Annotated in this window: 19 protein-coding genes; 3 read left to right on the top strand and 16 right to left on the bottom strand. The window is 67.5% G+C overall.

From position 1 onward, the window contains the following. On the bottom strand, positions 1–445 hold a 445-nt coding region (locus QM789_RS22080), incomplete at its 3' end, for a hypothetical protein (RefSeq protein WP_420353957.1). Between QM789_RS22080 and QM789_RS22075 the strand changes: the two genes are divergently transcribed. Both QM789_RS22075 and QM789_RS22070 read left to right on the top strand, forming a co-directional pair. After that, positions 444–1055, top strand: a complete 612-nt coding sequence (locus QM789_RS22075; protein ID WP_420353956.1) for a hypothetical protein — start codon at positions 444–446, stop codon at positions 1053–1055. The two genes, QM789_RS22080 and QM789_RS22075, sit on opposite strands and share 2 nt — an antisense overlap. A gap of 15 nt (positions 1056–1070) precedes the next feature. Beyond that, positions 1071–1379, top strand: a complete 309-nt coding sequence (locus tag QM789_RS22070; protein ID WP_420353955.1) for a hypothetical protein — start codon at positions 1071–1073, stop codon at positions 1377–1379. Positions 1380–1549: 170 nt separating this feature from the next. On the opposite strand, the gene QM789_RS22065 is transcribed toward QM789_RS22070, so the two are convergent. The 14 genes from QM789_RS22065 to QM789_RS22000 all read right to left on the bottom strand — a co-directional run bounded on the left by QM789_RS22065 (position 1550) and on the right by QM789_RS22000 (position 18663). Continuing rightward, entirely contained in the window at positions 1550–2767 is a 1218-nt protein-coding gene (locus tag QM789_RS22065) for a BatA domain-containing protein (RefSeq protein WP_420353954.1), read from the bottom strand. Continuing rightward, entirely contained in the window at positions 2764–3660 is an 897-nt protein-coding gene (locus QM789_RS22060; protein ID WP_420353953.1) for a DUF58 domain-containing protein, read from the bottom strand. The genes QM789_RS22065 and QM789_RS22060 overlap by 4 nt, the downstream gene beginning before the upstream one ends. A 2-nt stretch (positions 3661–3662) precedes the next feature. Next, complete coding sequence (locus QM789_RS22055; RefSeq protein ID WP_420353952.1) at positions 3663–4673, bottom strand: AAA family ATPase; 1011 nt, start codon at positions 4671–4673, stop codon at positions 3663–3665. A 54-nt stretch (positions 4674–4727) separates the two neighbouring features. Beyond that, positions 4728–7142, bottom strand: coding sequence for a TonB-dependent siderophore receptor (locus QM789_RS22050; protein ID WP_420353951.1), 2415 nt, complete (start codon positions 7140–7142; stop codon positions 4728–4730). 122 nt (positions 7143–7264) lie between these two features. Continuing rightward, positions 7265–8203, bottom strand: a complete 939-nt coding sequence (locus QM789_RS22045; RefSeq protein WP_420353950.1) for a FecR family protein — start codon at positions 8201–8203, stop codon at positions 7265–7267. A gap of 14 nt (positions 8204–8217) precedes the next feature. Continuing rightward, entirely contained in the window at positions 8218–8772 is a 555-nt protein-coding gene (locus tag QM789_RS22040) for a sigma-70 family RNA polymerase sigma factor (RefSeq protein ID WP_420353978.1), read from the bottom strand. Continuing rightward, positions 8769–9764 carry an ABC transporter substrate-binding protein gene (locus QM789_RS22035; protein ID WP_420353949.1) on the bottom strand — a complete coding sequence of 332 codons (996 nt, stop codon included), beginning with the start codon at positions 9762–9764 and terminating at the stop codon, positions 8769–8771. Before QM789_RS22035 ends, QM789_RS22040 begins: the two co-directional genes overlap by 4 nt. A 23-nt stretch (positions 9765–9787) precedes the next feature. Further along, positions 9788–10573, bottom strand: coding sequence for an ABC transporter permease (locus QM789_RS22030; RefSeq protein ID WP_420353948.1), 786 nt, complete (start codon positions 10571–10573; stop codon positions 9788–9790). Next, positions 10573–11367, bottom strand: a complete 795-nt coding sequence (locus tag QM789_RS22025; RefSeq protein ID WP_420353947.1) for an ABC transporter ATP-binding protein — start codon at positions 11365–11367, stop codon at positions 10573–10575. The genes QM789_RS22030 and QM789_RS22025 overlap by 1 nt, the downstream gene beginning before the upstream one ends. Before the next feature lie 718 nt (positions 11368–12085). Further along, entirely contained in the window at positions 12086–13102 is a 1017-nt protein-coding gene (locus QM789_RS22020; RefSeq protein WP_420353946.1) for a TniQ family protein, read from the bottom strand. Further along, entirely contained in the window at positions 13099–13980 is an 882-nt protein-coding gene (locus tag QM789_RS22015) for a TniB family NTP-binding protein (protein ID WP_420353945.1), read from the bottom strand. The genes QM789_RS22020 and QM789_RS22015 overlap by 4 nt, the downstream gene beginning before the upstream one ends. Next, complete coding sequence (locus tag QM789_RS22010) at positions 13970–15601, bottom strand: Mu transposase C-terminal domain-containing protein (RefSeq protein ID WP_420353944.1); 1632 nt, start codon at positions 15599–15601, stop codon at positions 13970–13972. Before QM789_RS22010 ends, QM789_RS22015 begins: the two co-directional genes overlap by 11 nt. Positions 15602–16251: 650 nt before the next feature. Then, complete coding sequence (locus tag QM789_RS22005) at positions 16252–17355, bottom strand: ParB/RepB/Spo0J family partition protein (RefSeq protein WP_420353943.1); 1104 nt, start codon at positions 17353–17355, stop codon at positions 16252–16254. Positions 17356–17370: 15 nt separating this feature from the next. Further along, positions 17371–18663: an AAA family ATPase gene (locus QM789_RS22000; protein ID WP_420353942.1), complete on the bottom strand. Its 1293-nt coding sequence runs from the start codon at positions 18661–18663 to the stop codon at positions 17371–17373. A 518-nt stretch (positions 18664–19181) separates the two neighbouring features. Here QM789_RS22000 and QM789_RS21995 point away from each other — a divergent pair. Then, the gene (locus QM789_RS21995) at positions 19182–19868 is read left to right on the top strand and encodes a hypothetical protein (RefSeq protein ID WP_420353941.1); all 687 of its coding nucleotides are present in this window, start codon (positions 19182–19184) and stop codon (positions 19866–19868) included. Positions 19869–20120: 252 nt separating this feature from the next. On the opposite strand, the gene QM789_RS21990 is transcribed toward QM789_RS21995, so the two are convergent. Next, on the bottom strand, positions 20121–20978 hold the full coding sequence (locus QM789_RS21990) for an alpha/beta fold hydrolase (protein ID WP_420353940.1): 858 nt from the start codon (positions 20976–20978) through the stop codon (positions 20121–20123). Positions 20979–21010 lie beyond the last annotated feature (32 nt).

Here is a 21010-nt window from a genome sequence, read left to right as displayed (position 1 = left end):
GGTCCATCTCCGGGCGGCGGGCATCGAGCCGCTCGGTCAGGCGGATCAGCATGCGCAGCGACATCAGCGATTCGTCCACCGCCGGCGGGCGCGGCACGGTGTCGATCTCGATGCCGTCATCGGGCCGGGCGATGCGGATGGTGCGGGTCTCGGACAAGCCGATGCCGGGGCCGGTCAGGCTGTTGCGGTCGCGCGCCACCGCCCGGATCGACAACTGCCCGCCCGGTTGCAACCCGAAGGCGGCCAGCGGCACCCGCGCGGTGAGTTCGCCGGAGGTGGTGCCGGGCTCGAAGCGGGTGTCTGCGAGGCTGGTCTCGCGGAACTCGAAATTGCCCTCGCCCTCGCCGGAGGCGGCGATGATCTCGAAGCGGGCCCCGGCAAGGCCGATGTCGTCGCCGAGCCGGGCCGACAGCTCCAGCATGCCGCTGGCATCCTTGAGCAGCATGTCCTGCTTCGGCAGGCGCAGCGAGACCACCGGCGCCCGGTCCGGCACCGGCTCCAGCGCCAGGATGCGGCGGAAACGGTGGTCCGAGAAGCAGCAGCGCCTGCGGCACCTCAGACATGTCGAGCACGAGTTGCCAGCCGTCGCCGTCCTGTTGCAGTTCCGGAGGGCGCGCAGACACGGGCTTTTCTTGCGCAGGCGAGGCGGCTGGCGTTTCCGGCGAGACGGGAGGCGCATCCGCCGCTGCGGCTGCAATATCCTCATCCGCGCCAGGCGAGGGTCGCGCGGTGGCCGGCGAATCCACGGCATCACCGGCTTCGATGCTCGTCCCGGGCGGTGCGGCGGGCAGGTTCTCCGCGTTGCCAGCCTCGTCCGCCATCTTCACCGCCACATCCTGCACGCCTTGCAGTTCTGCCACGATGCCATCCATCGGACCCTTTCCACGCAGCACGATGCGCGAGCCGGTCAGGGCCTTGATGCTGTCCACATCCGCCAGCATCTCGGCGGGCTGGCCGGTGTAATCCGGCGGGATCACCTCGCCGCGAAGGTCGAGGAAGCGGTTGATCTCGGTGGCGGAGCCGTCGCCCTGCGCGATGGGGCGCGGGCCGACTGACCCGCCGAAGAAGGAGTGCAGGCCGAGAAGCAGGACGCCGGCCAGCAGCACAGCCCCCGGTGCCGGCAAAGTCGCACGCAGGTGCTGCCGGACCAGATGGCCAAGGCCCGGTGCCTCGGCCATGGCCTGGCGCATCTGCCGCGTCAGGGCCTCGGTGCGGGCGCCCCGGCTGTCGCCCATCAGGGTCAGCAGGGCATAGCGCAGGCCGGGGACGCGCTCTTCGAGCCAGCGGGCCACGTTGCGCCGGTGCCGGACCGGGCGGTCGCGCCACAGCGACAGGGCAGCGGCAAACGCGCCGGTGGCGACGGCCAGCCAAGCCGGTGACAGCGGCAGGACCGCCTGCGCCATCCGGCCGAGCGCCAGCACGGTCAGCGCGGCGCCGATCGCCCAGAGCAAGGCCCTCGCCAATGCGCCGGCAGCCAGCAGGCGGCAGGCGCGGGCGACCAGTTGCGCCGGATCACCCGCAGGTTGGTCGGGACGGATTGCGTCACCGCTCATGCGCGGCCTCCTTCGGCTTGCCCATCGGAGGGGCGATCCTCGCCGCGCGCCAGCCGGCGGCGCAGCAGCGGCTCGGCCAGCAGCATCAGCAGCGCCAGTACCAGCAGCCAGGGTGTGAGCGGCGATGTCCGCCGGGCCTGTGCCGGATCGGGCTGCGCCGCATCTGCCACGGGCGCGGAGGCGAAGGCGGCCAGGTCGGCTTGCGACGCCGACGTCATGGTCCGGGGCAGCCGCGCCGGATCGGCGAGCCAGTCGGCGAAGCGCCGGAAGGCGGGGCGCAACGTCGCATCGCCCGCATCCGGCAGGGCAAAACCCAGCCAGGTATGGCGGGTGGTGCCGATGATCCGCTCCACCGCCGCCGGTTCGCCGTCGAGCCAGCGCGCCACCACCGTGACATCCGCCGCGCCGGGGTCCAGCCGCCAGTGCCGTTCGAAGGGCGCGATCAGCGTAGCCGCCGCGCTGTGAATGCCATTGGCACCGGCGGGCTGTGGGTCTTCGGGCGCAACGGGCTGCCAGAGAACCCCACCCGGGAAACCGCTGCTATCGCCATCCCAATGCAGGGCGACCTCGCGGGCCTGCGGATGCGCCGGGTGCTCCACGGACGACACCGGATGCAAGGCGATGGCCTCGGGCCAGAGCGCCCGGACCTTCTGCGTGGCGGCATCGAACCCGGCCAGCGGGAAGGGAGAGACGACAATGAGGTCCACCTGCTCGGCCTTGCCGCGCAGCGCCTCGCCGGCACGGATGCCCGCGATCAGCGCCGGGGAAAGCTGGCCGGTCACGGCCCGATCCGTGTCGTCCGGCAGGTCCACGAAGCTCGCGTCATGCGTTTCCGGCGCATCGCCCGCACCATAGGCGACCACCGCATCGGCATCGCGGGTCAGCCCGGCCACGGCCCCGCGCCATCCGGCATCGCGTGCCACGCTGGCCGAGACATCGACCAGCACCACCCGCGCCCGGCTGCCGGGCCAGATCCAGTGCGGCTGCGCCAGCGCGAGGCTCAGCAACAGCAGCATCAGCACCCGCCAGGCCAGCAGCCGCCGGTCGCTCAGCCGCAGCAGCAGTCGGCTGGTCTGCCGCAACCGGTCGGGGACGAAGCGGAAGGTGGGAAAACTCTCCGGCAGGCGCTGGCGCACCGTCAGCCAGTGCAACCCGAGAACAGTGGCAGCGGCCATACCGGCCGCCCAGAGATACCAGGGGAACAGCAGGGTCACGGCCGTCCTCCGGCCGCGATCTCGTCCTGTACCTGCCCGGCGGCGATGCGGCGCACCGCTGCCGCGGCATCCGCGCCGCTGCGCAGGGTCAGGAACCGCGCCCCGGCGCCGCGCCATTGCTGCGCAAGCGACCGGCGCCACCCATTGAGGTTCTCCAGATATTGCCGCCGCGCGGCACCGTCGAGGCTGCGCATCAGACCGGGGTCGTGCAGGTCGCGCAGCACCGAGAGCCCGCGCGGCGGGTTCAACTCGGCATCGTCCAGCACCTGCACGGCCAGCACCTCGCGGCCCTGTGCGCAGAACTGCGCGGCGCCGCGGATCAGCGCCGCATTGTCCGCGTCATCATCGAGGAAATCGCCGATCACCACCAGCCGCCGCGCCCGGCATTGCGCCAGCGCACCCGCCAGCCGCACCCGCCCCTGCGGCAGCGCCTCCGCCGCCTGCCGGGCGATGCGGCGCAGCGCCAGCGCATGGGTACCGGCCGGCACCTGCGCAACATCCCCCGATCCGGTCACCAGCATCAGCCCGACCGGATCGCCGCCCTGCTGCGCCACGGCGGCGAGGCCAAGCGCCAGCCGCCGCGCCTGTCGCCATTTGGCCCGCGTCGCCTCGGGCCAGGCCATGCCCGCCCCGGCGCCGAGCAGCACCATCGTGCCCTGCCGGCTATGCCCCGGCGCCAGCCGCACGAAGGCGCGGTCGGTGCGCGCCAGCAGCTTCCAGTCGATGCACCGCGCCTCCTCGCCGGGACGATAGGGCCGGAACTCGCTGAGCTCGGCCGAGGGCTCGGGCGGACGCGCGCGATGCGCCCCGGGCGCGGCAAAACGCGGCGGGCGCTGCGCGGGCCAGCGCACCCCGCGCAGCGCATCCAGCAGCCGCCCGTCCTCCGCCTCCATGGTCACCCCCCGATGCCGCTGACAGGCGCAGAGACCTCGGCCAGCAGCGCCGCGATCACCTGTTCCACGCCGACGCCATCGGCATCGGCGGCGAAGTTCGGCACGATCCGGTGGCGCAGCACCGGCGCCGCCACCCGGCGGATGTCGCCCGGCGCGATGGTCCAGCGCCCGTCCAGCAACGCATGCGCCTTGGCCCCCAGCACCAGCGCCTGCCCCGCGCGCGGCCCGGCGCCCCAGCGGACATAGCGCCGCACCGGATCGACCGGCGACGCCTCGGGCCGGGTCGCGCGCACCAGCGCATTGGCATAGCGCAGCGCCTCGTCAGTGGCGGCAACCTCGCGCACCATGCGTTGCAGCGCCAGCGCCTGCCCGGCGTCGAGCACCGGGGCGATCGCCTCGCCCGCAGCCCCCGTGGTGGATCGCAGCACCGCCAGTTCCTCGGCCTCGGTGGGGTAGCCGACGCGGATATCGAAGAGGAAGCGGTCGAGCTGCGCTTCGGGCAGCGGATAGGTGCCCTCCTGCTCGATCGGGTTCTGCGTCGCCAGCACGAAGAAGGGTTCGGGCAGCGCCATGGTCTCGCCGGCGGCGGTGACGGAATGCTCCTGCATCGCCTCCAGCAGCGCGGCCTGGGTGCGGGGAGGGGCGCGGTTGATCTCGTCGGCCAGCACGATATTGGCAAAGATCGGCCCGCGCATGAAGCGGAAGGCGCGGCGGCCCTCCGCCTCCTCCATCACCTCGGCGCCGGTGATGTCGCTGGGCACCAGGTCGGGGGTGAACTGCACCCGGCGGAAATCCAGCAGCAGGGCCTGCGCCAGCGTCCGCACCAGCAGCGTCTTCGCGAGCCCCGGCACGCCCACCAGCCGCGCATGCCCGCCCGCCGCCAGCGCCATCAGCACCTCGTCGACCACCGCATCCTGCCCGACGATCCGCTTCCTCACCTGCGCCCGAACACGCCCAACCGCCTCAAGCAAAGCCGAAACGTCATGCCCCGAACGGGCCGAAAGTTCATCCATAGGTCTCATTCCGTGGATTGGGGAAAGGCGCCCGAAAAACCGGGCGCCATGCCGTCAGAAATTCACCGTCGCAGACAGCCGGACGGTGCGCGACGATCCCAGCTGAAGCCTGTCGTTTTCACCCGTCGCCCAATAATTCCGGTCGAAAACGTTATCGACATTAAGCCGCACCGTGACCGGGTTCTTTGCCCAATCCTGCGCAAAGGTATACCGCGCGCCCAGATCGACGGTCGTATAGGACGGGATCTTCAGAGCTGCATCCGTATTGCTGACCACCTGATTGCCGGAATAGGTCACCCGCCCGGTCAGGGTCAGCCCATCGACAAAAGGCGTGTCCCATTCCCCGCCGATAACCGCGCGGAAACGCGGCGCGCCTGCGGCCCGGTTGCCGTCGTAAAGACCGTGTTCGGTCCCCGTCAGCGTGGCATCCAGAAGCGTGATCCCGCCCATCATCCGCACACCCGAAACCGGCGCGCCATAGGCGTTCAGTTCAATCCCCCGGTTGCGCTGCTCGCCATTCGGCGTCAGGCGCGGCAACCCGCCATCGGGATCAGCCACGATGATCCGGTTCGGCTTTGTGATCTGGAACGCCGCCAGCGTCGTCGTGACCATGCCCCAATCGACCTTGGCGCCGATTTCGTATTGCTTGCTGACATAGGGCGGGAGAATGTCACCCGCATTCGCGAAACTGCCGGGCACCACGGCCCCTGCCCGCAGGTTTTCGATATAGCTGGCATAAAGCGCGACGTTCTGCCCCGGTTTGATCACCAGCGCATAGGAGGGCGTCCAGGCGCTGCTGTCATACCCGCCGCTTTGCCGGGTGCCGTCCGCAAGAATCACGCCGCTTTTCACCTCCTGATAGCGCAGGCCCGCGGTGAACTGGATCCGGCCATCCTGCATCGACAGGGTATCGGCAAGGGCATAGGACGACACCCGGTATTCATTGCGACCCTCCGTCGGAACGGCAGGCACGTCGGGGCGGGGGTCAAAGACCGGATCATAGATATTGGTGGTGTGGGTATACCATGCCAACCCCGCGCCCCGGCTGGCTTCCGTCTTCGAGCGGGCGGCATTGAAGCTCAGCGCATGATCCACAGACCCGGTGGCGATCGTTCCCCGCAGCCCCGCCTGCATCGAAACCACCTCCGTCGCCGAATCCCAATTGTAGACCGCCGGAGCGCCATAGGTGCCGTCGCGATCCAGCAGACTGGTCAGGATCGGGGACAGGAAATCGAAATCGGCCTTCTGTCTGCCGATGGCGGCATAGGCGGTGACATTTTCGGCAATGTCATATTCGCCCCGCGCCATGACCGTTGTCGATTCGACGCGGTGTTCGCTCCATGGCGGAAGGAAGCTGACATCGCCCTTCGGCGCCCTGGGGATGAAATCGGTGATCAGCAGATATTGCATATTGGCGGGGCTGGACTCCTCCGACTGATGCGTGACATCCGCCGAAAAGCGGAACCGCTCGCCGCGATAATCCAGATTGAGCGCCGCCGACCCGACTTCGGTCGAACTGTCCCTGAGCGCGCCGTCCCCCTTCCGGAAGGCACCGTTGAACCGGATGCCGAACCGGTTCCCCTCGCCAAAGCGGCGGCCCATATCCAGATGCGCGCCCAGTTGCGCGCGCGAATTGAACCGGGTCGTCAATTGGGTCAGCGGCTCATCCCCGGCCTGCTTGGTGACAAGGGCAACCGAACCGCCGACACCGCCATTCGCGTTGGCGGACATGCCGTTCAAAAGGGCGTTCGGCCCGCGCATGACCTCGACCCGCTCGATATAATCCATTTCGGCGGAACGTGACGGCGACATGCCCATCAGGCCATTCAGGCTGCCGGAGGATTCATCCGCGGATTCGACAAACCCGCGGATCGTGGTCTGTTCATAGAAACTCCCGCCGCTGCGTGTGCTGGTCACGACCGAAGGATCATTCGCCAGCACGTCCTGAAGGGTCTGGGCCTGCTGGTTCCGGATCGTCCCGTTGGTGAAATTCGTCTGGCTGAACGGCGTGTCCATCACGTCCCGATTGCCCAGCATGCCCAACTGCCCGCCCGTCGCCACCTGCCCCCCGGCATATTCCCCGGGCAGGCCCATGGTGGAGTTCGGGTTGCCGGTCACCGTGATCGTGTCCAGCGTGACGGCATTGCCCGGCGCGGCGTCCCCGGCGGCGGAGAGGGTGACCCCGTTCTGCCCCACCCGACGGGCCGTGACGCCGGTTCCCGCCAGCATGTGCGCCAGCGCCTGATCCACGGAATAGCTGCCGTTCACCGCATTGGACCGCAGCCGGTAGGCCGCTTCGCCGGTGTAGAACACCTGCACTCCGCTCCGGGCCGAGAGCGCGGCCAGCGCCTGCGGCAACGGCTGCGCGGGGATGGCGAGGGGAACGCTCTGGGCTGCGGCGGTCTGCGCCAGCGAAAGGCAGGTGCCAAGCAGCAATGCGGCCAGCGGCGACGGGCGGGAATGACTCATCTGGGGCTCTCCATGAAACCTCCCCACTGAGCTGGCATCTCGCGTGCGATGCAGGGTCTTGCACGGTAGGACGCGCCAGCCCCCCGCTTTCCCCCACTCCGCCGCGCAATTTTTTTCGCGCGCTAGCGCAGCACCGTCAGCGCGCCGGGCACGCGGTGGACGGAGAGGCCCATCGTCTCGGCGATGATGTCGATCACCTGATCGGGGTCTTCGGTCGAAAACGCCCCCGTCACCGGCAGTTCCGCCGCCCCGTCGTTCAGCAACAGCACCGCGCCGCGCCGGTAGCGGCCAAGCTCGGCGATGACCTCGCGCAGCGGCGTGCGATAGAAGATCATCCGGCCGCCGCGCCAGGCGGTGCGGCTTTCGGCGTCGAACGGCGCCGGATCGCCGACCCCGGACGGGCGGACGGCCGCCTGCTGCCCGGGGGCAAGGGCGGTGGTCCCCGGCGCATCGCGTGCCGAGAGCGTCACGCGGCCCTCCAGCAGCGCGACCTCCGCCGCCTCCCCCGCCAGATCGACGTTGAAACGCGTGCCCGTGACGCGCAGGCTGCCCTCCGGCATGTCCACGACGAAGGGGCGCGCGGCATCATGGGCGACGTCGAAGAACGCCTCGCCCCGGAACATCCGCACCCGCCGTTCGCCGGGGCCGAAGGCCACCGCGATGGCCGAGCCGCTGTTCAGGTCGATCCGGCTGCCCTCCTCCAGCACGATGCTGTCGCGCGATCCGGTCCGGGCCACATGGTCGGCGCGCAGGCTGTCCCAGGCGTCCGGCCCCTGCCACAGGCCCAGCCCAACGGCCAGCGCCAGACAGACGAGCCCCCTGCCCTTTCGGCCACGGCCCTGCGCGACCAGCGCCGAAATCGCCGCTTCGTCGCGCGCGGGAGCGGGGGGCTCCATCGCCTGCCACAGCGCCTCCGCCCGGTCATAGGCCGCCAGATGGCGCGGGTCTTGCCGGATCCAGTCGAGAAAGGCGTCATGCACCCGTGCCGGGGCATCGGGATCGCGCAGCCGGATATGCCAGCGCGCGGCCTCCTCGAACAGCCGGTCCCCGGTATCGGTCATCTCTCCGTCGCGCGTCAAATGTCCCGCCCCGCCGCGCGCAGCGCCGCCCGGAGCCGCGTCATCGCCTTGAGAAGATGCTTCTCCACCGTCTTTTCGGAAATCCCCAGCCGCCCGGCGATCTCGCGCATCGTCAGGCCGTGCTCGCGCGAGAGCAGAAACACCACGCGGCATTTCACCGGCAGCCCGTCGATGGCCCGGTGCAGGATCGCCAGTTCCTGCCGGGATTGCACGATGGCCTCCGCCCCGGGCTGCGGTGCGGCGACGCTGGCGGCACATCGGCCGTGGTCCAGAACCGCCTCCCGCACCTGTTGCCGGCGCAGATGGTCGAGCGCCGCATTCGTCGCCGCCCGCGCGAGGTAGTTGCGCGGCGATCCGACCGACAGCCGGTCCTCGCCGCGCAACAGGTTCACGAAGACCTCCTGCACCAGATCCTCCGCCTCCGTCCGGCAGCGCACGACATGGCGCACCCGCCGCAGGAGCCGGTGGCGCTCGCTGCGGAACAGGCTGCCCAACTGAAGCACAAAAGAGGACATGGCGGCGGTTTCCGGTCCCGGATCCGTGGCCCTCAGGGTGCGATCTTCTCGACGAAGGCGTTGGTGTAGGTGCGCGACAGGTCGATCCCGGCGTCCTTGATCTCGGGCGCGTTGAAGCCCATCACGTCGAGCACCACGCGGGCGCCGGCCTCGTCCACCTTGCCATCTTCGGAAATCATCTCAAGGCTGCTCGCCAGCGATTGCGCATAGATCGCCTTGTCCGCGCCGGTGATGTTGGCGGGCATCTGCGCGGCGATCTCCGCCGGGTCGGTTTCGTGGATATAGCGCAGCGTGTCCACGATCGCGGCGGCCATGGCGCCCGCCTCCTGCGGATGCGCATCGACCCATTCGCGGCGGCTGTACAGCACCGCGCCGACGTAATCCGCACCGAAGAATTCGCGGGTGTCCGCTTCCTTTCGCGTATCCACCAGCAATTGCAGATCGGGGTGCATCTTCTGCAACTGCGAGATCGCGGGATCGAGCGTCACCGCCGCGTCGATCTGCCCCTGTTCCAGCGCGGCGACAGAGGTCGCCCCCACGCCGACCCCCACGACCGAGGCCGCCTTCGGCGAAACGCCCTGCTTCGCCAGCATGTATTTCAGGAAGAAATCGGTCGAAGACCCCGGCGCCGTCACCCCCACCGTCTTCCCGTCCAGTTCGGCGATGCTGTTGATCTTGCCGGTGTTCTTCGGCGCCACGACCAGCGCGATCCCCGGCAGCTTGCCCTGCACCACGAAGGCCTGCATGTCCTGCTTCTTCGCGGCCATGCTGATCGTGTGTTCGTAATAGCCCGACACCACATCCGCGCTACCGCCGACCACCGCCTTCAGCGCGGCCGAACCGCCCTTGAAGTCGATCAGTTCGACATCCACGCCGTGCTTGTCGAAATTGCCCAGCTGCTCCGCCAGCACGACCGGCAGATAGCAGATGCAACTGGAGCCGCCGATGGCGACCTTGACCGTTTCGGCGCCCGCGGGCACCGCCGCGCTCAGCGCCACTGCGGCGATCAGGCTTCTGGTGAACGTCATCGCATGTCCTCCCTTGATGACCATCAGTGATCTTGCGCGCTGTCGGGCCGCCACACCAGCAGCCGCCGCTCCGCCAGCGTCACGCCCCAGTCGATCAGCAGCACGAAGGCCGACAGCACGAACATCCCGGCAAAGACGCCCGCGATGTCGAACATGCCCTCCGCCTGCGCGATGAGATAGCCCAGCCCCGCGCTCGCGCCCAGATATTCGCCCACCACCGCGCCCACGACCGCGAAGCCGATCGAGATATGCAGCGACGAGAACACCCAGCTGAGCGCCGAGGGCAGGTAGACATGGCGCAGCAACTGCCGCTCCGACATGCCCAGCATCCGGGCGTTTTCCAGCACGGTGCGGTTCACCTCCTTCACGCCCTGATAGACGTTGAAGAAGACGATGAAGAACACCAGCGTGAAGCCGAGCGCGACCTTCGACCAGATCCCCAGCCCGAACCACAGCGTGAAGATCGGCGCCAGCACGACCCGGGGCAGCGCATTCGCCGCCTTGATGTACGGGTCGAACACCGCCGCCAGCCCCGGCCTGCGCGCCATCCAGAAGCCCAGGACCAGCGCCGCCACCGTGCCGATGACGAAGGCCAGCGCCGCCTCAAGCAGCGTGACCCAGAGGTGATACCAGATCTCGCCGGTGCGGAACCACGCCACCACCTGCCAGAACACATCGGCGGGCGTCGAGAAGAAGAACCGCATCCGCGCCACATCGCCGATCAGCGAGGTATTCGTCAGCACCCACCAGAACAGCAGCACCACGACCGCGACAAGCACTTGCAGCGCCACCAGAAGCGACCGTTTCATCACGCTTTCCCCCCATAGGCCTTGAGCACCTGCTCCTTCAGCATCTGCCAGATCTCGCGGTGGATCCGCTGGAACCCGGGCGTCAGCTTGATTTCGGACACGTCGCGCGGGCGCTCCAGCGCGATCGGGAAATCCCCGATCAGCCGCGCCTCGGGCCCCGTGGACATGATCACCACCCGGTCGGACAGCGAAATCGCCTCCTCAAGGTCATGGGTCACGAACATCACCGCCTTGCGCTCCTGCTGCCACAGATCGAGCAGCAGATCCCCCATGATCAGCCGGGTCTGCGCGTCGAGCGGGCCGAAGGGTTCGTCCATCAGCAGGATGTCCGGATCGCGGATCAGCACCTGCGCCATGGCGACGCGCTTCCTCTGCCCGCCCGAGAGCATATGCGGATACCGGTCGCCAAAGCCGCGCAGCCCCACCCGCGCCAGCCAGTCATCGGCCCGCGCCAGCGCCTCGCGCCGCGGCGTCCCCGCGATTTCGAGCCCGATCGCCACATTGTCGCGCGAGGTCTTCCACGGCATCAGCGCATCGGCCTGGAACAGATAGCCCGCCTTGCGGTTCAGCCCGTCGAGCGGCACGCCCTCGATCTCCACCGTCCCGGCCGAGGGCTTCAGCAGCCCCGCCGCCGCGTTGAGCAGCGTCGATTTGCCCGACCCCGTAGGCCCGACGATGGCGACGAATTCCCCCTTCGCAACCCGAAGATTCGCATCGGCCACCGCCCGGAAATCCGGTTTCCCCTTCGCGGTGAAGGTGATGTCCACAGCCCTTAGATCGACGGCCGGTGCCATCCGCTCATCCCCCCATTGCCGTTGATGATGCCGCGCATTCCCCGCAGGTTTCTATCCCGCGACGCAAGCCGACCACAAGAGCCCTCGACCCGATCCGCCCGCCCGCCACGCCGCAGATCCGACCCGCACGCGATCCCGGCCGACCGAAAGGCCATAATCGCCGCCCCACCGCGTCACGATACCGCCGGAAACCCCCACCATCCCCCGCGTCAGTCGGCACCCGCCTTTCACGGCGTCTGACGGCAAACCGGCCATTTCGCGATGGCGGACGGCAAACCGAGCCCTTTCACCGCGTCAGGCGCCATCAACGGCCCTCTTTCACCGCGTCTGGCCACAAACCCGCCTTTCACGGCGCCTGACGGGAGCCGCAACCCAAACCCGGCGGCCCGAAGGCAGAAACCGGCCACAAACCACACCACGGCGCGGCTCCCGAAGCGGCCTGTCCCGCAGAGAACCGAGCCGAAAAACCGTAGCCCACGGCCTTACTTACACCGCTCCACCGGGGGAAAATTCCCGCCGACCCGCTCCCTGAAACGGCGGTTCATAAGCAAATTTTTACAAATAATAGCCGCGCATGTGGAATATCACAAATAGCCGATAATCTTGCCTTATCGGATGATGCTGCCAAAGAACACACGCACCGCCTGAAACCCGAACAATCTGTCGGATAGCCTGAATTCATGAGATTCAAGCCCTTCCCTGCAAAGCAGGCCGGGGCTCATGAGATTCTCGAGCGGCATTCGTGAGACTGGACGCGCCGGTATTCGTGAGACTGGCGCCGTCTCGTGGGTTTCTGGGCGACCTGACGCTCTCTCTCGTCGCGCTGAGCGCGCCAGAGACGGGCAGAGATGCGTCTCCTCAACGAGAGAGGCCATGATCTGAGGGCGTCCCGGACCTGCCCCTGCCCGTCCGCATCGCTCTTCAGCAAAACCGAGATCGTCTGATCGACCGGGGTCTCGGCGATGCGCCCGATCCCGACCGCCAGAGCGAAGGCCTGCAGCAGCGAGCCCTGGGCCAGGCTATGCAGTCCGGGGCGGACGGGCTTTGCGAGCACGGGTGCCACCGCGTCGTACTCGGGGACGACGACCGTCAGCGCTTGGCGGATGATCGGCGTCGTCAGGAACTCGTGGTAATCCCGGCGGGTCTGCTGCGACATGCGCGGCTGTTCGCGCGCAGAAGGTGGCGAGGCGCGCCGGTGCCGCACCGTCAGTAAGGCTAGCATCTCGACCGGGCCGAAGCCCTGCTGGCAGGCATCGTGGGCCCAGGCATCGAGAATGGCTGCGCCGGCTTTCGCGTGTGCTTCCATCGCCGCCAACTGCCCGGCGCCCAGAAGATCCGAAAGGGACCCGCCTGTGACATCTTCCAGATTCGCGCCGTGTACGGTACAGCGAAAGACCCAAGGCAGGGCCGCGGACTTGCTCTGCACAGCGGCGGGGCATTGCGGGCAATGGTGCCGGTTCCGGCGGATCATCACCCGGGCCTCGGGGATCAGCTCCCCGAAAGTCATCGCCTGCACGGCCTCGGCCGAAACCCCGGTCCGGGCTCCGATCAACGCCCCCTCCCCTTCCGAAAGACGCCATTCGAGGTCGAAGACGTCGCAGCCCAAAAACCCGAGCTCGGCCAGGAACTCCGGTACTGTCATTGCGTAGAAAGGCGCCATGCGGGCGATCCAGGAGGACAGGCGCGCGTCGGCAGCGGGCGCGAACACGACCGGCAGGCGCTCGCGGCCCGTCACACGGGCTCTCCCAGGGTGGCCTGCAACCGGTCGCCGCCAAGGACATCGCGCGACAGGATCCGCTCCTCGCCGCTCTCGATGGCGGCGATCGCCAGCTGCGACAGGATCGAGAAGATGCCCGATGTGATGCCGCCCGTCGCCTTGATGATCCGCACGAGCGCCTTGTCGTCGATCTCGCTTTCGCGTCGGAGCGGCAGGCTGCGCATGAGCGTGCTCATCAGCCCGGTGAAATCCGCCCCCTCCTGCCAGGGCGGCAGGGCGAAAGCCTCGAACCGGCGCACCAGCTGGGCATCGGTGCGCAGCGCATTGCGGGCCTGCGCGGTGCCGACACAGACCAGCGGCACGCGCAACTCGTTGCCGAGGAACCGCAGCATGTTCAGAAACCGTGCCTGTTCCCGGATCGTGCCCGCCTGCAGGCTGTGGATTTCGTCGATCACCAGCATGTGGGGCCGCAGTTCGGTGAGCAGCCGCAATGCCAGGCTTTCCAGGACGGACAGCGTCGCGCGTGGTGGTTCCGGGGCGCCGATCGCCGCCAGTATCCGGCGATAGAAGCGGGCCTCGTCGGGCCCCGAGACCATCTGCACCGCGACGACCGGCATGTTGAGCCGCCCGGTGGCGTCGTCGAAACTCGAGGTATGATCGCGGGTGAACTTCTCGATGATCATCGTCTTGCCCATGCCGCTTTCGCCGACCAGGAGCAGGTTCGGCATCCGGGCGCGCTCTGGGAAGGACATGAGCGTTTCGAGCTTCGCGAGTGCCGCTTCCGCGCGCGGATAGGAGATCCAGCGGTCGGCGTGGATGCGCAAAATGCGCTCCTCGGCGCTCAGCGCCGCGATCCTGCCCGCACCTGGGTAGAGATGCGGAAACTCAGTCGTCATCGTACCACTCCTCGACATAGAAGCCCGGGTGATCCTTGAGCGCATTGCCCTTGTTTTCCGGGGCGGGAAGCGCGTCAGGTGCCTCTGGCCCAGGCGTCACATCGATCATCGGGTGCGGGTCCAGATGCGCCCGCCGGGCCTGGTGGCGACGGATCGCCTTGGTCTGCCGCTGGGCACTGTCCACGACGTCCCGTTGCGCCTCGATCGTCCGGAAGATGAGCTCCTCGTCAACGGACCGGCGTCCCGCCTCCCTCAGGGCGCGCCGCGCCGCGCGATGTTCCCAGAGCGTGATCGCGGGCCGCGTCAGATCCGCCGGCCGAGCCTCGATGATCCCCTTATCCGTCACGACGAAGATGCGGGAGAGATCGCGCGGGTCGTATTTGAGCGTGTATTTGCCGCTATCCCGGCCCATCAGCCAGCGCAACTCGTCCGACCAAAAGCGAATATGGAAGAGATGAAAGCCGTCGCGCTGCAGCACACGCTGTTCCGAGGGCAGGAAATCGACCAGGAACTGCCGGAGATCGGCCGGCATGCGAAGCCCAGCGGCGTCCTCCCCCGCCGCCCAGGCCGCCGTGGGTGTCGTCTCCAGCGCGCTGTGGACCCGCGTGTGGTAGGATCCGGTGATCTCCAGCGCGAGCCAGGTCTCCAGCTCGTCGAGCGTCATCACCGCCTCGGCCTCGGCGTCGAGGTCTCCACGCTCGAAGACGTTCGAGAAATGCGAGCCCGGAAGCAGGTGCACCGCCCCCATCATCGTGCCGATGAGGCGCTCGACATGGCCGCCATAGCGTGGCGTGCCGGGCGGGCGGTACCGCAGATCGATCTGGTATTCCGCACAGGCCATCCCGAAGGCCCGGGCATGGAACTCCGCGCCGTTGTCGACGTAGATCGCCTTGGGAATACCATGGGCGGGCCAGTCCGTGTTGACCCCCCGCGCCGTCAGCCAGTGCGTTTTCTCCATCACTGCATGGGTCAGACAGAGCGCGACGGAGAGAAGCGAGGGCGGTTCCAGAGACAGATGAAACCCCAGGACCATCCGGGAATTGACGTCGATTGCCACGGTAAGCGTCGGCCGACCGAGCGGGCGTCGGGTCACCGGATCCACAACCGTCACATCGGCCTTTGTGTGATCGATCTGGACGATGTCGAGCGGGCGGCCAGCGGTGAGCGCGCCGGGCGTGGCCAGGTGACGGCGCTCCGCCTTGTCCTTCCCCTCCCGCCTGACCATCAGCTTCGCCTGATCCTTCAGGTTAAGCCAGCGTCCCAGCCGCCGGATCGAGGGTGTCGCCAGTCCCCGCGCCTGGCAATCGGCCGCGACCTCGCGCCAGAACCGTGTCTTGGTCGGTTTGCGGCGGGTGGCGTAGAATTCCCTGAAATGGTGGGCCACGATCGCCTCGACCGCAGGGTCCAGCGGCTGCATCCCCGGTTTGCGGCCCGACGTATTTGGCAGGAGCGCGCTGGTCCTCGCATCTTCGCGAAGCTGCTTCGCCAGACGATAGACCGTCGCCCGGCTGACGCCGAGCAGGCGCATGGCCCGTTCCACCTCGCCCTGGGCGAGCTGTTCCGGCAACTCCGCAAGCACGCGCACGCGGAACGCGGCCTCTTCCCGGTCTTCGTCGGCCACGGAATTATCGGACATGACCTGAGCAACGCACGGATGCTGTGTAGCCTCACGAATAGTGTCTCACAACCATGTGCAGTCTCATGAATTCCGACTCAATCGCAAAATGAAGAACCAGCAAAGCCTTGAAAACAAATGGATCGCAATCTCACGAATTCCGGCAGACCGACAATCCCGATGATCCGCCCCGATTTACCCCCCCTTCCCCGCACCGGGCGCTCAGGGATCTGGCGTCGATACCGCCGGTCCATGCGGTCCATCGACCACGCATGCAGGGTCGGGGCACCTTGAGTTCGAGAGCCGTCTGTGGCGGATTGGCCATCGCCCACGCGCGTGGGGTCCGGGCGCTGCGCGGGCACTTACGGCGTAGCTTCTGGACCCATCCTCCGCACGCGAACGGTCAGGACGCGCCGGGCGATGGAGCGGACGCGGCGCATCCGCCATCGTCCGCGCGACAGGTCGGGACGAAGGCGGTGCCGGGGGCCCACGATGCTCCGTGGAATTCAGCCGCTCATGACGCGCCGTTCTCCCGCGCGCCACGCCCATGCCCGCAGGGCGCAGGGCGCAGGGCGCAGGGCGCAGGGCGCAGGGCGCAGGGCGGCACGCCCGTTTCGCGCGGGCCGGTCAAGGCCCGGCCTTCCCCGCGGGGAAGGTCAGCCGAGTTGGTCCAGCATCCGGCGCACCGCGTCCTCCAGCCGCCGGCGGTCGACGGTGGTGAAGTCGCGCGGCAGGCGGATTTCCAGCCGGCCATCGGCGGCGGTGCAGCGGGCGCGGCCCTCGGGGCGGTCGATCTGAAAGCTGGTGCGGGCCTTGCCGCCGTCGCGCGGCTGCGGCGCGGCCTTCTTCGGCGCCGGGTCGCCCTCCCCTGCCCCGGCCAGGCCCAGGTGCCGCCGGATCACGCCCAGCTCGTCGGTGATGCTGCGCCCGTCCCAGTCCTTCAACTCGGCCAGGATCGCCGCGACGCAGCCGTCGTCCTCCTCGATCCGCTGCGACAGCGCGAGCCCGAGCGCGCGCGGGATTTCCTCGGGGTAAAGCAGCCCGCCCTGCATCCGACCGACCACCCGGATGAAGGCGCGGATGTAGCTGCGCTTCTGGTAGCGGGCCGATTTGAACAGCAGCGCCACGGCCTTTTCCGGATCGTTCTCGGCGGTGGCCGGATCGGCGGCATAGTCGAGCGCAAGCTGCGCCATCTCGTAGAAAGAGATGTCCTTGCGCACCAGGTTCTCGTCCACCATCCGGCGGTAAAGGGTCTCGATCCCCTCGCCGCGCGGCGAAACGGCGGCGGGAATCCGGCCCCAGGTCTCGGCGTCGCCGGTCTCCTCCAGCAGCGCCTTGTAGGCCGTCAGCCGGCGATAGCCCTGGATCAGCTCGTAATGCCCCGCCCCCGCTTCCTCGACCCGGATCGGGTTCGAAAGCCCGATCGAGCGCAGCGATTCCTTCAGGTCTTCAAGCTCCAGATCCGGCCCCGGCTTGCGGTCGCGCACCAGTTTGGTGGTGTCGACCTGATCGAGCGGCACCATCTCCAGCACCAGCCCGAGCCGCTTCAGCCGGACATATTCATGCGCCAGCGCGTCATTTTCGGCGCGGATGCTGGCCTCGGTCTCAAGCCGCTCGCGGGTCGAATCCGCGGTTTCGCCGATCGCCACCGCCATCGGGCCACGGCGGCGGGCGCCGTCCTCCTTCCCCGCGGGGAAGGTTTCCGCCGGGGTTTCCGGGTCGGGCATGTCGATGTCAAAGATCCGACGCTTCTTCACCATGGTCCTTCAGCCTCCTCAGATCTTGTCCCAGCCCGCGATGATATTGCCGCGGAATTCCTCATAGGCCCGGTCAAAGCTGGCCCGTGCGCGGCGCCAGGTCTCGCGGGTCATGTTGCGATAGTCGATCTCGTAGACCGAACTCAGAAAGCGCCCGGATTGTTCGACCGCGCGGGTCATCTCCACCGGGTGGCGCGTCACATGATCGCCAAAAACCTTGCGGAAGGCTTCGAGCATCGCGCGGTGCAGGTCGTTGCCGGGCTCGTAGCGCGTCATCAGGAAGCGGATATCGACGAAGGCTTTCGGCAGCCGGATCTTCCCCGCGGGGAAGGTCGTCTCGCCCCGGGAGAGGTCTTCGAGCGCCTCCGACAGCTGGCCGATGAAGGAGGTCGTGCTGTCATATTCCCAGTAGCCCGGCCCCGAGGGGATATAGAGCATGTCGGCGGCAAAGACCGCGTTCATCGACTGATAACCAATCGCGGGCGGGCAATCGAACAGGATCAGGTCATAATCGTCATCGGCGATCCCGTCGAGGAAGCGCGACACCGCCGCGAAGAAGCTCCACTCCGGGTTCAGGTGCCGATACTGCGCCGAGGCGAATTCAACAAAGGCGGCATTGGCGCAGGACGGGATGATGTCGATCGTGGACCAGGAGGTCGGCTGGATGAAATCGGCATGGCGCAGATCCTCCAGCCCCATGTCGCGGATCGAGGCGGGCAGCTTGCGCTGCGGCAGCGCGGTGCCGCTGGCCGCGCCGGTCGCAGCGCTGTTCATCCGGTCGGTCTCGCGGATCAGGTCGCGCACCATGATGCCCCAGACGGTGTAATCCTCGCTCACATCGGTCAGGCCCATGGAATGCGACAGCGTTGCCTGCGGGTCGAAATCCACCACCAGCACCCGGTAGCCGTCGAGCGCCGCCGCATGGGCCAGGTGCAGCGCCACCGTGGTCTTGCCCGCGCCGCCCTTGAAATTGGCGACCGCCGCGCGGAAGGCGCGCTTGCCAGCGGGGCGGGGCGGCAGCAGCGACTTGCGATTCGCCTTCACCCGCCGGCGCAGTTCGTTGATCTCTTCGAGCGAGAACCAGCGCTGGCGGCCATCCTCCTCGACCTCGCCGCCGGGCAGGGACGGATCCGCCGCGAGTTTGCCACGAAAGGTCGACTGGTTCATCTTCAGGATCAGCTCCGACACCTCCCACGACGAGAAGCGGCGCAGCTTCTTGGTATTCTCCGGGCTGAAGGTGTGCTGCCGGATCCAGCCCTGCATCTTCAGGGACTGGGACTGGAGCCGGGCCAGGTCGGTGTGATCATACATGCTCTGCCTCAACGCAAATCAGGGATTAACTCTCAAATACGCCGGATTTGCCAAAAGCGCAAAAGCGAAGTTTACTGTCTGCGCATCTTCCCCGCGGGGAAGGCTCCGGGCCTGGTATTTCCTTGCCGCGATGGGGATTGCGGCCCGAATCGGTCGGGGCAGGGCGCATGGGCGATTCTGCGGCCCAGGCACGCCGGAACAGGGGACATTCCCGTGCCGAATCCGGCCAATCAGGGGACAAATCGGGCCGATCAGGGGACACCCAAGACGTCCCCCAATACCATTAATACCCAGATTCAATTTTTGATCTGAGGTATCTGTCCGAGCCTACCGCACGGTTGCTTGACAGAATCGAAACGCCGGACGTAAATGATGGACATGATCCGAAGTGCGTTTGAAACGGCTTCGGCAAGGTGAGGTCATAAGACCCTGAGCAGAGCAGGACTGACCGGTATCGGTGAACGGGCGGGGGCGATCCGTGCGGGCAATCGGTGGCGGCGTCATTACAGGATGGATTCATGCAGAGCGTCAAGCCCGTCGGGCGTCAGGCGGCGTCCAGGAAATATGACCTGCTGTCAGCGATGACGGTGTTTGCGCTGGCGGGTGAAAGCTGCGACCAGACCCGGATGCTGCGGCTGATCGCGCTGATCACCACGCGCTACAACTGGCAGCGCGACGAGCTGTGCGTGGGGCAGCGGGAGATCGCGCGGATGTGGTCTGTCGACGAGCGGACGGTGAAGCGCGACATGGCGCGGTTCCGCACGCTGGGCTGGCTGGTGCAGAAGAGCCGCGGCACCCGGGGCCGGATCAGCACCTACGGGCTGGGAATCGTGCGGATCCTTGAGGACACGCGGGCGCATTGGCCCCGGATCGGCGAGGACTTCGTGGCCCGCATGGCGCCGGGGGAGGTGCCCGAGGCCGGAACGAACGTCGTGCCGCTGCACCGGCAGGGCGCGGCTCCGGTGGTTCCGGAAGGGCAGGGGGCCTGGGCGCGGGCGGCGGCGCTGCTGGCGGCGGAGCAACCGGCGCTCTATGCGGCCTGGCTCCAGGAACTGACCGAGGTCGAGACCGGGGAAGGGTGCCTCGTGCTCTGCGCCAGCAACAGTTTCCGCCAAAGCTATATCGTCACCCATCACCAGCAGGTGCTGATCCATGCGGTGCGGCGGGCGGATCCGGCGCTGCATCGGGTGGAGGTGGTGTGCTGACATCTTCCCCGCGGGGAAGGTCGGCGGCGGGAAGGATATGGGGAGGTCGGCCGCCCCGGAAAGGACTGACGCCGGAGATAGCATGACGAGACAGGCTGCCCGACCGGGCCGGTGAAATCGCCCGCCGCGCTGAGCCGCATGGTCGGTGAACGGCTGGCCGATCGAGGTGCAGAGCGTGGCCGGGCAGGGACCTCTCCATCTGAGCCCCCATGATCCATGTCCAATCATGAGGGCTCAGGCTGTAGGGGGCACTTACAGATGCCGGGCTAGAAACGGCCGGATGAAGCCGACGATTTCGCGGCAATGCGTTTCGAGCGCAAAGTGACCCGTGTCGAGCAAATGGACCTGCGCGTCCGGGAGATCGCGCTTGAAGGCTTCCGCGCCAGCGGGAACAAAAGCGGGATCATGGCGCCCCCAAACCGCGAGGAACGGCGGCTGGTATTCGCGGAAATACGCCTGAAACTCGGGGTATCGCTCCACATTGGTGGCATAGTCGCGAATGAGATCAAGCTGGATTTCCTCGGCGCCGGGGCGGGCCATCAGGGCAATGTCCAGCATATATCCGTCCGGACTCAGCAGGCGGGGCGTCGTCCCGGTTCGATATTGCCAGTTCTCGATGACGTCGGCCGATAGGCTCGCGCGGCACGCCTCCCGATTTTCGGGAGTGTCGTCACGCCAGTAGGCCTGCCATGCGCCCCATCCGTCGCTGAAACCGTCGAGATAGGCGTTGCCGTTCTGACTGATGATCGCCGTCACCCGTTCCGGATGTGCGACGGCCAGGCGCAAGCCAACAGGCGCGCCGTAATCGAAAATATAGAGCGCGTATTCTTTCAACTCCAGTGCTTCGACGAAATCGCCGATGACGGCTGCCAGATTGTCGAATGTATATTCGAAAGCACCACGTGCCGGAGCCTTGGTGTATCCGAAACCGGGAAGATCGGGCGCAATGACCCTGTATGTGTCGGAGAGTTGCGGGATCAGGTCGCGGAACATATGACTCGACGAGGGGAACCCGTGCAGCAGCAACAGCACCGGCGCATCTTTTCGCCCAGCCTCGCGATAAAAGACATTCACGTCGCCAACCTGTTGGTTCTTGTAAAGGACCGTCATTCAAAACTCCTCTTCAGTGCGTGGTTTCATCG

The organism is Paenirhodobacter sp., from assembly GCF_047600745.1.
Classification (GTDB): Bacteria; Pseudomonadota; Alphaproteobacteria; order Rhodobacterales; family Rhodobacteraceae; genus Rhodobacter.
This window is presented reverse-complemented; position numbering and strand designations above follow the sequence as displayed.

What these genes read in the sequence shown, in the direction of transcription:
- QM789_RS22075 (WP_420353956.1), top strand. Translation starts at nt 444, where the DNA reads ATGTCCTGCTTCGGCAGGCGCAGCGAGACCACCGGCGCCCGGTCCGGC.
- QM789_RS22060 (WP_420353953.1), bottom strand. Translation starts at nt 3,660, where the DNA reads ATGGAGGCGGAGGACGGGCGGCTGCTGGATGCGCTGCGCGGGGTGCGC.
- QM789_RS22055 (WP_420353952.1), bottom strand. Translation starts at nt 4,673, where the DNA reads ATGGATGAACTTTCGGCCCGTTCGGGGCATGACGTTTCGGCTTTGCTT.
- QM789_RS22050 (WP_420353951.1), bottom strand. Translation starts at nt 7,142, where the DNA reads ATGAGTCATTCCCGCCCGTCGCCGCTGGCCGCATTGCTGCTTGGCACC.
- QM789_RS22045 (WP_420353950.1), bottom strand. Translation starts at nt 8,203, where the DNA reads ATGACCGATACCGGGGACCGGCTGTTCGAGGAGGCCGCGCGCTGGCAT.
- QM789_RS22035 (WP_420353949.1), bottom strand. Translation starts at nt 9,764, where the DNA reads ATGACGTTCACCAGAAGCCTGATCGCCGCAGTGGCGCTGAGCGCGGCG.
- QM789_RS22030 (WP_420353948.1), bottom strand. Translation starts at nt 10,573, where the DNA reads ATGAAACGGTCGCTTCTGGTGGCGCTGCAAGTGCTTGTCGCGGTCGTG.
- QM789_RS22025 (WP_420353947.1), bottom strand. Translation starts at nt 11,367, where the DNA reads ATGGCACCGGCCGTCGATCTAAGGGCTGTGGACATCACCTTCACCGCG.
- QM789_RS22015 (WP_420353945.1), bottom strand. Translation starts at nt 13,980, where the DNA reads ATGACGACTGAGTTTCCGCATCTCTACCCAGGTGCGGGCAGGATCGCG.
- QM789_RS22005 (WP_420353943.1), bottom strand. Translation starts at nt 17,355, where the DNA reads ATGGTGAAGAAGCGTCGGATCTTTGACATCGACATGCCCGACCCGGAA.
- QM789_RS22000 (WP_420353942.1), bottom strand. Translation starts at nt 18,663, where the DNA reads ATGTATGATCACACCGACCTGGCCCGGCTCCAGTCCCAGTCCCTGAAG.
- QM789_RS21995 (WP_420353941.1), top strand. Translation starts at nt 19,182, where the DNA reads ATGCAGAGCGTCAAGCCCGTCGGGCGTCAGGCGGCGTCCAGGAAATAT.
- QM789_RS21990 (WP_420353940.1), bottom strand. Translation starts at nt 20,978, where the DNA reads ATGACGGTCCTTTACAAGAACCAACAGGTTGGCGACGTGAATGTCTTT.